Genomic DNA, 13719 nt, shown 5'->3' with positions numbered 1-13719 from the left:
GGGGCCGCCGCGGCCGACCGTACGCCGGGCGCCGCCCTCCCAGTGGACAGGAGTGAACCCGCATGACCGCTTTGGACGAGATTCCGGTGACGCTGATCGACGGGCGCGAGACGACCTTCGGCGAGTGGGCCGGAAAGGTCAGGCTGGTGGTGAACGTCGCCTCCCGGTGCGGGCTCACGCCGCAGTACGGGCAGCTGGAGGAGTTGCAGAAACGCTACGCCGACCGGGGGTTCACCGTGCTGGGGTTCCCCAGCAACCAGTTCCTCCAGGAGTTCGGCAGCGACGGCAAGATCGCCGAGTACTGCTCCGCGACGTGGGGGGTGACCTTCCCGATGACGAGCAAGGTCAAGGTCAACGGGAAGGACCGCCACCCGCTCTACGGCGAGCTCACGGCGGTCCCCGACGCGGACGGCCAGGCGGGGAAGGTGAAGTGGAACTTCGAGAAGTTCCTCGTCCTCCCGGACGGCGCCGTGCACCGCTTCCGCCCGGCCACGCTGCCGGACGACCCCGCCATCGTCGCGCTCATCGAGAAGTCGCTCCCCGGGGAGGCGTGAGGGCGCGGTAGCCCGTCCCCTCCGGGGCGGGCCCGGACCGGAGGGGACGGGCCCCGGCCCGGCACGGCGGACCGGGCCGCCGATCCCCCGTGAGAGGGGACGCCCGGCCGGGTCCGCACGCGGGCGGAGCGGCCCTCAGCGCACCTCCTCCGCGAAGACGGAGGCGATCTCCCGCGCGCCCTGCTCGTTCGGGTGGATGTCCGGGCCCCGTTCCGCGTCGCACATCCAGGTCAGGTCGCACACGTTCTGGAGGTTCGCGGGCATGCCGGTCCGGCTGTCCTCGGGCACCTCCCTGTTGGTGGCCTGGAAGACGGAGTCCACGTCCGCGACCTCGATGCCCTCGGCCTCGTAGGCCTCGGTGAGCGTCCCGTTGACCTCGGTGAGGGTCTCCACGGCCTCCTCGGCGAGCCCGCCCCGCGCCTCGTGCTCGGGGAAGACCTCCTCGGCCTCCTCCGCGGACGCGGCGGCCTGCCCGGCGGGGTCGTCGTCGAGCAGGAGGAAGGCGAGGAACGGGTTGTAGTAGGTCATCGCGACGATCCGGGTGTCCGGGCCGGCCGCGGCGCGCAGCCGCTCGGCGATCTCGGGCACCTCGTCCTCCAGGCGGTCGAGGCCGTCGGCCACGCACTCCGCGTCGATGTCGATGTCCTCGGAGCTGTCCGCGCGGCCGTCCGGCGCGTTCACCCCCTGCACGCAGCGGGTGAAGTTGTTCGCCCCGATGGTGAGGGTCACCAGGTCCACCTCGCCCTCGTGCTCCGCGAGGAAGTCCTCGGCGGCCCGGAGCTGCTCACCGTCGTCGTAGCGCTCCTCGCAGTCGGGCAGGCCGCCCTCCATGAACGTGGTCGTGTCCTCGCCCGCGCAGCCCATGCGCTCGTGCCGGAGGCCGGGGTCGTCGTCGAGCAGGGTGCGGTACAGGACGTCCGTGTACCCTTCCTCGGTCTCGACGGGCGTCCCGTCCTCGTCGGGCTGCACGCCCACGGCCAGCGAGTCGCCCAGGGACAGGTAGTAGCCCCCTTCGGCGCCGGGGGTCCCCGGCGCCGCCGTCCCTTCTCCGTCGGTGCCCGCGCACCCCGCCGCCAGCACTGCGACGGCCGTCACCGCGATCCAGCGGATTCGCACTCTCTGTCTCCCACCCGGGTCGGTTGCAGGTACGTGCCCGGGGCTGCCCGGTGGGCGGGCGCGCCGCCCTTCCCGGGTGCCGCCGGGCCCTTCACGTGGGGGAACCGGAAGGCGTCCGGGCCACGATGCCAGCCGCCGCGGGTCCGCGTCGAGCGTCCGGGTGGGAGATGTCTCTCAGCGGGCCGGCCGCGGGGCCCGGACCGCCGCGACCGTCCGGAGCGCTCTCCGGGACGGAGGAGGGACCCGCACGCGGCGGGGGCGGGCCGCCGAGCTCTCACGCCGTTCTCTCCCGCCGGAGCCCGAAACGCGGTGCGCGCCCGGCAGCGCTCCTGGTGGGGGCGGACACCGCCAGGGGCGGGGGATGCCTCCGGCGGTCCCGGCGCTCGCGCCGATCGCCGCGAGCCCGGGACGTTCCGCGGAACACGCCCTAGCCCTGCGGTCGGGAGGGGTCTCTGTCGAGGGGGGCCAGAAGGCATCTGAGCAACGATGCCAGCTGCTGCCGGTCGCCGTCGGGCATGGGGGCCAGAAGCGTCTCCTCGTAGCTGAGGAGCGACTCCAGGGCGGCGTCGATGCGCTCGGCGCCGCGTTCGGTGAGCCGGACCAGCACCCCGCGCTTGTCGTCGGGGTCGGGGCGGCGCTTGACCAGGCCGGCGGCGGCCAGCCTGTCCACCCGGTTGGTCATGGTCCCGGAGGTCACCAGGGTGGCGCGCAGCAGCCGTCCGGGGCTCAGCTCGTACGGGGGACCGGAGCGGCGCAGCTCCGCGAGCACGTCGAACTCCCAGGGCTCCAGTGCGTGCTCGGTGAAGACCGTGCGCCGGGCGCGGTCCAGGTGGCGTGCGAGCCGGGACACACGGCTGAACACCTCCAGGGGTGTCACGTCCACGTCCGGGCGTTGGGAGCGCCACGCCTCGATCAGCCCATCCACCTCATCGCGCATGGGGACAGCCTATCTCTTGACATCAAGATAGTGGGGCGGGTATGCCGCACTTCCCGCGTCCCGCTCGCGGCAGCGGCGCGGGGGACGGGCCGCGGCGGGCCCGTCCCCCGGTGCGCCGGGGGACGGGGGTCAGCCCCCGCCCCGCCGCCTCGTCTGCAGCCTCGGCTTGGGCTCCAGGCTCGCGAGCCCGTTCCAGGCCAGGTTGACCAGGTGCGCGGCGACCACCTCGCGCTTGGGCCTGCGCACCTCGAGCCACCACTGGCCCGTCAGCGCCCACATGCCCACCAGGGCCTGCGCGTACATCGGGGCGAGCGCCGGGTCGTAGCCGCGCTCGGCGAACTCGTCGACCATGATGTGCTCGACCTGGCTGGCGATGTCGTTGATCAGACTGGCGAAGCTTCCCGTGCCGGAGGCCACGTGGGAGTCGCGGGTCAGCACCCGGAACCCGACCGTGTTCTCCTCCACGTAGCGCAGCAGGGCCAGCGCAGCCTTCTCGATCTTGCCCCGTGCGCTGTCGGCGGTGAGGGCCTCGCCCATCATCTCCAGGAGGGTGCGCATCTCACGGTCGACCACGACCGCGTAGATCCCCTCCTTGCCGCCGAAGTGCTCGTACACGACGGGCTTGGACACCCCGGCCCGTGCGGCGATCTCCTCGACGGAGGTCGCGTCGAACCCGCGCTCGGCGAACAGCTCCCGGCCGATCTCCAACAGCTGTTGCCGACGCTCCTTGCCCGTCATGCGCTTGCGGCGCACGCGGACCTTCTGCTCGCTGTCGGCTGCTCCCATGATGGCTATCGATCCTAGACCTTGACCCGCTTGGCGGCGAGCCGGTCGTTGTTGGGCCAGCGGACCTTCGTGGCCCAGCCGAGCTTCTCGAACGCCCAGATCACGCGGGCGGAGATGTCGATCTGGCCCTTGAGCACGCCGTGGCGCGCGCAGGTCGGGTCCGCGTGGTGCAGGTTGTGCCAGGACTCGCCGAACGACGGGATGGCGAGCCACCACACGTTGCGGGAGCGGTCGCGCACCTCGAAGTTCTCCTCGCCGATGGTGTGGCAGATGGAGTTGATGGACCAGGTGACGTGGTGCAGCAGCGCCACGCGGACCAGGCTCGCCCAGAAGAACGCGGTGAACGCGCCCCACCAGGACATGGTCACGAGGCCGCCGATGAGGGCGGGGGCGCCGAGGGAGAAGAGCACGATCGGCAGGAACAGCTTGTCGACGAGGACGATGTCCTTGTCCTTGAGCAGGTCCGGGGCGAAGCGGCGCGGAGAGGTCTTCTTGTCGTCCAGGTACATCCAGGCCATGTGCGCGTAGTACAGGCCCTTGGCGACGGACTTCCAGTCGTCCCCGAAGCGCCACGGCGAGTGCGGGTCGCCCTCGGCGTCGGCGTACTTGTGGTGGCGGCGGTGGTCGGCCACCCACTTGATGACGCTGCCCTCGATGGCCAGCGAGCCGGCGACCGCGAGCGCGATCCGCAGCGGGCGGTTGGCCTTGAAGGAGCCGTGGGTGAAGTGGCGGTGGAAGCCGACCGTGATGCCCAGGCCGCTGATGAGGTAGAAGACCGACGCGATCGCGATGTCGGTGAGGCTCAGGCCCCATCCCCAGAAGAAGGGGACGGAGGCGAGCAGGGCGATGAGCGGGACGAAGACGAACGCGAAGACGGTGAAGCGCTCGGCCCTGCCCCGCAGTTCCGGCTCGTACTCGGGGATCGCCTCGCGCTTCCCCTCGGCGTTCTCGGTCGGTAGCTCGGCAGCAGTGGTCATGGTCGTACACACCTCGTCGTCACGGCAGGGTCCTCGCGGTCGGACGGTGTCCGAGAGGCGCGGAGCACCCGTCGCGACGGCCCAACCTATTCCTACGTAACCGTAACCTACGACCCCGTAGGTTTGGCAAGCCCTCCACCGGAGGCGCTATGTTGGTGCCTGGCGTACGGGCGCGATGTGTGCGCGCCCCCTGCCTTCCCGGATGATGTAATCGGCAGCATGTGGGGTTTTGGTCCCCATCGTCCAGGTTCGAGCCCTGGTCCGGGAGCCTTCCACCCGTTCCCTTCCCCGCCCCTATCCCCGTGCGCGCGAGGGAAACCCCGGCCCTTGCGCCCGGACGCCCCGGGCGCCCCGGCGCCGGGCCCGGCCCGGTGGCGCGGCGCATCTCACAGAACGCCCCGGAACCCGACGCCACAGGCCCGGCCCGGCCCCCGCTCCCCACCCCGGCGTCACGTGCCCGCAGGACGCCTGTGACACGCATGTATCCTTCCCATGTCGGCCGCTGGTCATCCGACGGCCGCCCGCGCGGCACGCGGGTCGAGCCGCCGAAGGGTGAGCCGACAGTTCAATGCCAGCTATCACGAGGGGTCTCCTTCAGTGAGCGTGAACCGTCCGGCTGCCGTCATCGTCCTCGCGGCGGGCGAGGGCACCCGAATGAAGTCGAAGCTTCCCAAGGTCCTCCACGAGCTCAACGGCCGCAGCATGCTCGGCCACGTTCTCGCGGCCGCGGGCGAACTGGACCCCCACCACTCGGTCGTGGTCGTCGGCCACGCCCGGGACCAGGTCCGGTCCCACCTGTCGGAGGTCGCCCCCGAGGCCGCCACCGCGGTCCAGGAGGAGCAGAACGGCACCGGCCACGCGGTGCGCATGGCGGTCGAGGACCTCGCCGCCAAGGGCACCGAGCTCGCCGGCACCGTCGTCCTGACGTGCGGGGACACCCCGCTCCTGCGCGGTTCCACGCTCTCGGAGCTGGTGGCCGCCCACGAGAAGGAGGGCAACGCCGTCACGGTGCTGTCCGCCCGCGTCCCCGACCCCCACGGCTACGGGCGCATCGTGCGCGACGGCGACGGCGACTTCACCGGCATCGTCGAACACGCCGACGCCTCCCCGGAGCAGCACGCGATCGACGAGATCAACTCGGGCATGTACGCGTTCGACGGAGCGCTCCTGTCCGCCGTCGTCAAGCGCCTGTCCACGGACAACGCCAAGGGCGAGGAGTACATCACCGACGCGGTCGCGCTCCTGCGCGGGGACGGGAACCGGGTCGGCGCCTGGATCGCCGAGGACTGGCACGAGGTGCAGGGCGTCAACAACCGTGTCCAGCTCTCCGAGGCCCGCCGCGTCCTCAACGACCGCCTCCTCGCCGAGCACATGCTCGCGGGCGTCACGGTGGTGGACCCCGCCTCCACGTGGGTGGACGCGCAGGTCCGGATCGGACGCGACGCCGTGCTCGAGCCCGGCACCCGCCTGCTCGGCGCCACCGTCGTCGGCGAGGACGCCGTCGTCGGCCCCCGCGCCGACCTGAGGGACACGGTCGTCGGCGAGGGCGCCCAGGTGCGCGAGACGACCGCCGACCGGGCCGAGATCGGCCCGGGGGCCACGGTGGGCCCCTACACCTTCCTCCGACCGGGCACCCGCCTGGCCGGGCGGGCCAAGGCCGGCGCCTTCGTCGAGATCAAGAACTCGAACGTGGGCGCCGGATCCAAGATCCCGCACCTGACCTACGTCGGGGACGCGGACATCGGCGTGGGCAGCAACATCGGCTGCTCCTCCGTGTTCGTCAACTACGACGGGGTGGACAAGCACCGGAGTGTCATCGGCGACCACGTGCGGCTCGGCAGCGACAACACCTTCGTCGCGCCCGTGCACGTGGGCGACGGCGCCTACTCCGGTGCGGGCACCGTGATCAGGGACGACGTTCCGCCCGGCGCGCTGGCGATCTCCGAGGGGCACCGCCAGCGCAACGTCGAGGGCTGGACCCGGCGCAAGCGCCCGGGCACGCCCTCCGCCGAGGCGGCGGACAAGGCCGATCGGCACAGAGCCGACGACAAGCAGTGACTGTGGGGGAGAAACACGTGACCGGCATGAAGGCCACCGGCCAGAAGAACCTGATGCTGTTCTCGGGACGCACACACCCGGGGCTGGCCGAGGAGGTAGCCAAGGAGCTGGGGATCGAGGTGGTCCCCACCCGGTTCGACACCTTCGCCAACGGTGAGATCTTCATGCGGTACCTGGAGTCGGTCCGCGGCTGCGACGCGTTCGTCATCCAGAGCCACGCCGACCCGGTCAACGAGTCGATCATGGAGCAGCTGATCATGGTGGACGCGCTCAAGCGCGCGTCCGCCAAGCGGATCACCGTGGTCACGCCGATCCTGGGCTACGCCCGCCAGGACAAGAAGCACCGCGGCCGCGAGCCCATCTCGGCGCGCCTGGTCACCGACCTGTTCCGGACCGCGGGCGCGGACCGGATGATGGCCGTCGACCTGCACACGGACCAGATCCAGGGCTTCTTCGACGGCCCGGTCGACCACCTCTTCGCGCTGCCGATCCTGGCCGACCACGTCGCCAGCCAGGTCGAGCGCTCCGACATCACCGTGGTCTCCCCCGACGCGGGCCGCGTCCGGACCGCCGACCGCTGGGCGGACCGCCTCGGCGCCCCCCTGGCGATCATCCACAAGCGGCGCGACCCGGACGTCGCCAACCAGGTGAAGGTCCACGAGGTCGTCGGCACGGTCAAGGACCGCGTCTGCGTCCTGGTGGACGACATGATCGACACCGGCGGCACCATCGTGAAGGCCTCCGAGGCCCTGTTCGAGCAGGGGGCCAGGAAGGTCATCGTGGCCGCCACGCACGGCGTGCTGTCCGGCCCGGCGGCCGAGCGCCTCCAGAACTCGCGGATCTCCGAGGTGATCATCACCAACACGCTCCCCGTCCCCGAGGAGCGTGCCTTCGAGAAGCTGACCCAGCTCTCGATCGCCCCGCTGGTGGCCCGCGCGATCAGCGAGGTCTTCACGGACGGCTCGGTCACGAGCCTGTTCGAGTAGGCCCGCGCCAAGTTCCCGCCAAGTCCCGCGCGCCCCGTTGACGGCCTCCCGGTCCGGGAGGCGCCCGCCGACGGGGCGTGTTCTGAGTCGTCGGTGAAGCCAGTAGACTTGACCGAGTGTCCCCGTGCCCAGGTGGAGTCGTGTTCGGCTTCGCTCAGGAGCACGGGCAGGGGTGCGCGACGAGCGTTCCCGGGCCGGACGGGTCCGGTGACGGCTCGCCGGGCACGCCTGGAACCAGGGCGGTCGCGTCCCCTGCCTGAGGGGAGACCCCGCCGCATTCTCCGCCGAGGGCGGGAATCGTTCGTACTACTGGAGTCGTGTTCCCCGTGCTGCGGGGTTGAACCCGAGGAGTTTTGTCGTGTCCGAGGTACGTATCGCTGCCGAGCCCCGCACGGAATTCGGCAAGGGCGCCTCCCGTCGCGCCCGCCGCGCGGGTAAGGTGCCGGCCGTCCTCTACGGCCACGGCACCGAGCCCCGCCACCTGAACCTGCCGGGCCACGAGCTCATGCTCGCCCTGAAGACCCCGAACGTCCTGATCCGCCTCGAAGGCCTGGACAAGGACAACCTCGCCCTGCCCAAGAGTGTGCAGCGCGACGCCATCAAGGGCTTCCTTGAGCACATCGACCTCCTGGTCGTGTCCAAGGGCGAGAAGGTCGAGGTTGAGATCTCGGTGAACCTGACCGGTGAGGTCAAGGCCCCGGGTGTGCTCAATCAGGAGCTCGTCACCGTGACCGTCGAGGCTGAGGCCACCAACATCCCCACCGGTGTCGACTTCGACATCGAAGGCCTGGAGGTCGGGGCCAACCCGACCGCCGGCGACCTGAAGCTGCCCACGGGCGCCACCCTGGTCACCGACCCCGAGGCCCTCGTGCTCACCGTCTCCGCGCCCCGCGTGGAGGAGGAGCCGACGACCGGAGCCGAGACCACCGAGGAGGCCGCCGCCGAGTAGGGCGGTGGTGCTGTCCACGGATCTGGACGAACGCGCGGTTCCCACGGGGGCCGCGCGTTCGCCGTATCGGTAGGGTCGTGCCCCATGTGGACCTGGTTGAGGGCGTTGTCGGGCAGGAAGGAAGCCGGCGGTGGCGACACCGCGGGCGGGAGCGGCGGCAGGAGCGCCGAAGGGGGGAGCGGGGACATGGGCGAGGCCGAGCGCTGGCTCGTCGTGGGGCTGGGCAACCCCGGCCCCAAATACGCGGGCAACCGGCACAACGCCGGCTTCCTGGTGGTCGGGGCGCTCGCCGGCGGCGAGCGCTGGAAGGCGCACAAGGCGCACGCCGAGGTGGTGGAGACGCGCCTGGAGGGCGTGCCGGTGGTCCTGGCCAAGCCCCGGACCTTCATGAACCTGTCGGGCGGCCCGGTGGCCGGCCTGGCGAGGTTCTACAAGGTGCCGGTCGAGCGGATCATCGTGGTGCACGACGAGATGGACATCGACTTCGGCGCGCTGAAGCTCAAGAAGGGCGGGGGGCCCGGCGGGCACAACGGGCTCAAGTCGATGACGGCGTCCCTGTCCAGCCCGGAGTACATCCGCGTGCGCTTCGGGGTGGGCCGCCCGCCGGGACGCATGGACCCGGCCGCGTACGTGCTCAAGGACTTCTCCGCGGCCGAGCGCGCCGAGCTGGACCTGGACGTCGAGCGGGCCGCGGACGCCGTGCGCACGGTCCTCCGCGACGGTCTGGGCCGGGCCCAGAACATCTTCCACACCGCGGCCTGAGGGACGGCCGGGGAGCGGTCACGGACGGCCCCGGCCGCGCCCTCCCGCCGGAGGGCCGCCCGCCGGGCCCCGTCCGCGTCGCCCGCCGTGGCGGGCGCCCTGGCCGGGCCGCCCGCTCCTCCCCGGGCCGACTCCCGCCGCCGGGTGCCTCCACCCGGGCGGCCTCTCCTCTCTGCCCCGGACCCCGGCCCCGGCCCTCAGCGGCGCAGCAGCCGCCAGGTGGCCAGGGCGAGGGCGTGCGCCCCGCCGACCGGACCGCCGTCCCCCTCCTCCGAGCCCGGCCGTCCCCCGGCCGGCCCCGGCCCGCCGGTTCCGGCGCGGACGCCGTCGGCGATCACCCCGACCAGCGCCCCCGCGAGGTACGCGGCGTGCGTGCGCACGGGCACGTCGTCGAACCCCGCGGGCCCCTCCCCGGCCGCGAAGCGCGCGGCCAGCTCCCCGGCCAGGCGCTCCCGCAGGCGGTTCGCGAAACGGGGACTCCCCTGGTCGGACAGCATCCGCCGGTACAGCACGGCGTTCTCGGCCACGTGGGCGAACAGGTCCACCAGAGGCTGCGGCGGCCGGTCCCGCGGGGCGTCCAGCGGACACAGCGCCGCGCACCGCGCCACGTGAGCGACGGCGTCGTCCATGGCGTCGGCGACGAGGGCGTCCAGGTCGGCGTAGTGCTGGTACACCGTCGCCCGGTTCACCTCGGCGCGCCGAGCCACGGCGGACATCGTCACATCGGCGAGCTCCCGCTCGGCGGCCAGGGAGAGGAGGGCGGCGCGCAGCCGGTCACGGGTGCGGCGGGCGCGCGGGTCTTCGGGGTTCACCGTTCCAGGCTAGGACACGCGACGACTAAAAGACACCTGTTGCTTAAACGACAAGTGTTGGTTATGGTCCGGAATATGAGAATCGAGGTCTGGGCGGACGTGGTCTGCCCCTGGATGTACATCGGCAAGCGGCGCCTGGAGCGGGCCCTCGCCGACCTGCCCGACGCGGAGTCCGTGGAGGTGGTCTGGCGTCCTTACCGGATCGACCCCTCCGCCCCCGCGGTCGGCGAGCCGCTGGGCGCGCTGCTGGAGGACCCCTCCGTGGACGACGCCCTCCGGGCGTGCGCGCCCGCCCTCACACCGGGGGAGAACCGGGACCGCGTCGCGGAGATCGCGGAGTCCGAGGGCCTGGGGCCCCGCTGGGGTGCGGCCTGGAGGGTCAGCAGCCATGACGCCCACAGGCTCGTCCTGCTCGCCGGCCGGGCCGGAGGGTCCGGGCTCCAGGACGCCGTCGTGGAGGGCGTCCTGCGCGCCCACTTCGTGGAGGGCGAGGACATCGGCTCGGCCCCGGTCCTCGACCGGATCGCCCGGGGGGCCGGCCTTCCGGACGGCGGCCGCCTCCTCCGGGCCGGGGAGGGAGGGGAGGAGGTCCGTGAGCTGGTCCTGCGCGGCCGGGCGGCCGGGGTCCGCACCTCCCCGACGCTCGTCGCCAACGGCCGCGCGCTGGAGGGTGCGCAGCACCCCGACGCGATCCGTGAGTTCCTGGTCGCCGCCGCCGGGCACGCGCCCCGGGTCCTCCCTGAGGAGGTCGAGCGCTTCCGCCTGGCGGAGGCCCTGCTGGACTCGGGCGACCCACTCGGGGCGCTCACGCTCCTGCGGCCGCTGCTCGACGGGTATGCCGCCGACCGGGGCGTGCGCCTGCTCGCCGCACGCGCCCACTACCGCTCCGCGCAGCTCAACCGCGCCAGGCGAGGACTGGAGGCCCTGGTCGAGGAGGCCCCGGACGACGCCTACGCCCGACTGCTGCTGGGACGGACCCTCCAGCGCCAGGGGGAGGAGGAGTCGGCCGCGCCCCACCTGCGCCTGGCGGGGGTGATGGTCCCGTCCTACGCCTGACGGAGCCGGCCCCGGGGCCGAGTTCCCCGGGCGGGCCGTCACGTCCCGCGCACGGTTTCGGTCGTCCCCTACCCGGGTCCACTTCTGTCCGTCCCCGGCGTGTCCGCCGGGGTGTTCCGGGTCTCGGAACAGACACATTCTTGGCTTGACCAGGTCTTCTTGCCCGACAATGAGCAACCCAGCGCGACTTTTCCACTACTTTTGGTTACTGTTCGGGTCGTCGTTCCTGTGCGCGCCCGACCAGACGCCCCGCTCATGCCCTCTGCGTCGATGCCAGTGGCGCCCGGGGTGATGACTCGAAGTAGGGCTCCACAGCCGTGGTCTTGGGGGAAGCATGGTCACCAGCGGGGTGAAGGCCGTCCGTGAACAGCCGGCGCGCACCGTCGTCGGCGCCGGAGACGGCGTCGGCGGACGGGACGCCGGGATCGGTCCGCTGCTCACCGGGGGAGGCGCCGGGCCGCGGACGCGCTCCGCATCCTGGACGCGGCCGTACGTGGTGAGCCTCGTCGCGCTGGACCTCGCTGCGGCCTTCGCGGCGACCCTGGGCGGAACGGTCCTCCGCTTCCACGGCTCACCGGGGGCGTCCGCCGCCTCCACCCACCTCCTGCTGTCCCTCCTCCTGCCCTTCGCGTGGGTCCTGTTCGTCTACCTGGGCGGCGGCTACGCCCGGCGCTTCCTCGGCGTGGGCACCGAGGAGTACCGGCGCGTCGCCACGGCCGGGCTCGCGCTCGCCGCGTCCGTCGCGATCGGCGCGTACGCGGTCACGTTCGACCTGGCGCGCGGCTACGCACTCGTCGCGCTCCCGCTCGTCCCCCTGGTCAGCCTCGCCCTGCGGTACGCGCGCCGCAAGGCCCTGCACCGGAGGCGGCGCTCCGGACTGTGCATGAGCGGCGTCGTGGTCGTCGGGCACCGGGCCGCAGCGGGGGACCTGATCCGCCGTTTCCGCGACGAGATCTACCACGGCATGCGCGTCGTCGGCGTGTGCCTGCCGCCGGACGACACCGTCGCCGGCCTGGGGACGGACGCGGTGGAGGACTGCCCGGTCCTGGGCGCCTTCGAGGACGCGGCCGACGCGGCGGCCCTCGTCGGGGCCGACACCGTGGCGGTCCTCGCCTGCCCCGAGATGGACGGGGCCGAACTGCGCCGCCTGGCCTGGCGGCTGGAGAAGAACGGCACCGACATCATCGTCGCTTCGGCGCTGATGGAGGTCGCGGGGCCGCGGACCTCCATCCGGCCGGTCGCGGGGCTGCCGCTCCTGCACGTGGAGCACCCCGAGCTGGCGGGCGTCCGCCGCGTGCTCAAGTCGGTCTTCGACCGCTCCGCCGCCGCGCTCGCCCTGTTCCTGCTGTCCCCGCTGTTCCTGGCGCTGTTCGTCCTCATCCGGGGGGAGGGCCGCGGCCCCGCGCTGTTCACGCAGACCCGCGTGGGCCGGGGTGGCGCCGAGTTCACCGTGTACAAGTTCCGTACCATGGTGGTCGGGGCCGAGGCGTTGAAGGCGATGCTCCAGCCCCGCAACGAGCACGACGGTGTGCTGTTCAAGATGCGTCGCGACCCCAGGGTGACGTCCGTGGGGGCATGGCTGCGCCGGTACTCGCTCGACGAGCTTCCCCAGCTCGTCAACGTGGTCCGGGGGGAGATGTCGCTCGTCGGCCCCAGGCCGCCGCTGCCGGAGGAGGTCGCCCAGTACGGGCACGACGTCCGCCGGAGGCTGGTGGTCAAACCGGGGCTGACGGGTCTGTGGCAGGTCAGCGGCAGGTCCGACCTCTCGTGGGAGGAATCGGTCCGCCTCGATCTGCGGTACGTGGAAAACTGGTCGCTGACGCTGGACATCCAGATCCTGTGGAAGACGTGGTCAGCGGTGATCCGTGGGGCGGGAGCATACTAGCCGGTGAAGAGCATCCGAAACGATCATGAGGTGGCCCGCGACCTGGCCGGCGAGGCGGGGCAGCTGCTGCTGCGCCTGCGCGCCCGGCACGGTTTCGACGAACCCGACGTGCTGCGCACGCTGGGGGACCGGACCTCCCACGAGTTCCTGTTCTCGGCGCTGGGCCGGCTGAGGCCCAGCGACGCGGTGCTCTCCGAGGAGGGCGCCGACGACCACTCCCGGCTCCGGGCCAGGCGCGTGTGGATCATCGATCCGCTCGACGGCACCCGGGAGTTCGCGGAGGCGGGCCGCACCGACTGGGCGGTGCACGTCGCCCTGTGGGAGGACGGCGACCTGGTCGCGGGGGCCGTGGCGCTCCCCGCGCAGGGCAGCACCCTGTCCACGGTCGACCCGCCCTGGCTGCCCGAGGAGCGCCCGGCGGGCCAGCGGCTGCGCATCACGGCCAGCCGGACCCGGCCGCCCGCCTTCGTGCAGCGGATGGCGACCCAGCTCGGCGCCGAGGTGGTCCCGATGGGGTCGGCGGGCGCGAAGATCTGCGCGGTGCTCCTCGGCATCGCCGACATCTACGTGCACGCGGGCGGCCAGTACGAGTGGGACAGCGCGGCCCCGGTGGCGGTCGCGCGGGCCTCCGGCCTGCACACCTCCCGGATCGACGGCTCCGAACTGCGCTACAACGTAGCCGACCCGCTACTCCCCGATGTCCTTGTATGCCGATCGGAATTGTCGGGTATGTTGTTGGCAAGCATCCGCGACGGCGCGGACCTGGACAGCGCGGGTCCGCACGCGGGGGGCTGACCGAAGGACCCCCGCGCCGTCGGCCGTGCGGTATCTCTAAGGCGGA

The 13719-nt window shown here is 72.5% G+C and carries 13 protein-coding genes; 8 read left to right on the top strand and 5 right to left on the bottom strand.

The window, feature by feature from the left end; genetic code table 11:
- The first annotated feature begins 62 nt into the window (after window positions 1-62).
- Window positions 63-554 carry a glutathione peroxidase gene (locus tag ACFQBR_RS19090; protein ID WP_344178924.1) on the top strand — a complete coding sequence of 164 codons (492 nt, stop codon included), beginning with the start codon at window positions 63-65 and terminating at the stop codon, window positions 552-554.
- Window positions 555-689: 135 nt separating this feature from the next.
- Here ACFQBR_RS19090 and ACFQBR_RS19085 read toward each other — a convergent pair whose 3' ends face one another.
- From ACFQBR_RS19085 to ACFQBR_RS19070, 4 genes are all read right to left on the bottom strand, one after another.
- Entirely contained in the window at window positions 690-1655 is a 966-nt protein-coding gene (locus ACFQBR_RS19085; RefSeq protein ID WP_344178953.1) for an SGNH/GDSL hydrolase family protein, read from the bottom strand.
- Window positions 1656-2097: 442 nt separating this feature from the next.
- Window positions 2098-2607 carry a MarR family winged helix-turn-helix transcriptional regulator gene (locus ACFQBR_RS19080; protein ID WP_267948113.1) on the bottom strand — a complete coding sequence of 170 codons (510 nt, stop codon included), beginning with the start codon at window positions 2605-2607 and terminating at the stop codon, window positions 2098-2100.
- Between the two features lie 129 nt (window positions 2608-2736).
- Entirely contained in the window at window positions 2737-3393 is a 657-nt protein-coding gene (locus ACFQBR_RS19075) for a TetR/AcrR family transcriptional regulator (RefSeq protein ID WP_267948114.1), read from the bottom strand.
- Between the two features lie 14 nt (window positions 3394-3407).
- Window positions 3408-4370, bottom strand: coding sequence for an acyl-CoA desaturase (locus ACFQBR_RS19070; RefSeq protein ID WP_267948115.1), 963 nt, complete (start codon window positions 4368-4370; stop codon window positions 3408-3410).
- Window positions 4371-4967: 597 nt separating this feature from the next.
- On the opposite strand from ACFQBR_RS19070, the gene glmU reads away from it, so the two are divergent.
- The 4 genes from glmU to pth all read left to right on the top strand — a co-directional run bounded on the left by glmU (window position 4968) and on the right by pth (window position 9125).
- Window positions 4968-6428, top strand: a complete 1461-nt coding sequence (glmU, locus tag ACFQBR_RS19065) for a bifunctional UDP-N-acetylglucosamine diphosphorylase/glucosamine-1-phosphate N-acetyltransferase GlmU (protein WP_267948116.1) — start codon at window positions 4968-4970, stop codon at window positions 6426-6428.
- Between the two features lie 17 nt (window positions 6429-6445).
- Entirely contained in the window at window positions 6446-7414 is a 969-nt protein-coding gene (locus tag ACFQBR_RS19060; protein WP_276567185.1) for a ribose-phosphate diphosphokinase, read from the top strand.
- 358 nt (window positions 7415-7772) lie between these two features.
- Complete coding sequence (locus ACFQBR_RS19055; protein ID WP_344178917.1) at window positions 7773-8363, top strand: 50S ribosomal protein L25/general stress protein Ctc; 591 nt, start codon at window positions 7773-7775, stop codon at window positions 8361-8363.
- Window positions 8364-8549: 186 nt separating this feature from the next.
- Window positions 8550-9125, top strand: coding sequence for an aminoacyl-tRNA hydrolase (gene pth / locus ACFQBR_RS19050; RefSeq protein ID WP_267948118.1), 576 nt, complete (start codon window positions 8550-8552; stop codon window positions 9123-9125).
- A 197-nt stretch (window positions 9126-9322) separates the two neighbouring features.
- Here the strand turns inward: pth and ACFQBR_RS19045 are convergent, their stop codons facing one another.
- Complete coding sequence (locus ACFQBR_RS19045) at window positions 9323-9937, bottom strand: TetR/AcrR family transcriptional regulator (protein WP_267948119.1); 615 nt, start codon at window positions 9935-9937, stop codon at window positions 9323-9325.
- Window positions 9938-10012: 75 nt separating this feature from the next.
- Between ACFQBR_RS19045 and ACFQBR_RS19040 the strand changes: the two genes are divergently transcribed.
- The 3 genes from ACFQBR_RS19040 (at window position 10013) to ACFQBR_RS19030 (ending at window position 13673) form a co-directional block, all read left to right on the top strand.
- The gene (locus tag ACFQBR_RS19040; protein ID WP_344178915.1) at window positions 10013-10993 is read left to right on the top strand and encodes a DsbA family oxidoreductase; all 981 of its coding nucleotides are present in this window, start codon (window positions 10013-10015) and stop codon (window positions 10991-10993) included.
- A 334-nt stretch (window positions 10994-11327) separates the two neighbouring features.
- Window positions 11328-12878, top strand: coding sequence for a sugar transferase (locus ACFQBR_RS19035; RefSeq protein WP_267948121.1), 1551 nt, complete (start codon window positions 11328-11330; stop codon window positions 12876-12878).
- A gap of 3 nt (window positions 12879-12881) precedes the next feature.
- A complete protein-coding gene (locus ACFQBR_RS19030; RefSeq protein WP_344178913.1) occupies window positions 12882-13673 on the top strand; it encodes a 3'(2'),5'-bisphosphate nucleotidase CysQ in 792 nt (263 codons plus the stop codon).
- The last annotated feature ends 46 nt before the right edge of the window (window positions 13674-13719 follow it).

Origin of the sequence: Nocardiopsis tropica (assembly GCF_042660575.1) — a bacterium.
GTDB lineage: Bacteria > Actinomycetota > Actinomycetes > Streptosporangiales > Streptosporangiaceae > Nocardiopsis > Nocardiopsis tropica.
Note: the sequence above shows the minus strand (reverse complement) of the source record. Positions and strands in the feature narration are given on the sequence as shown.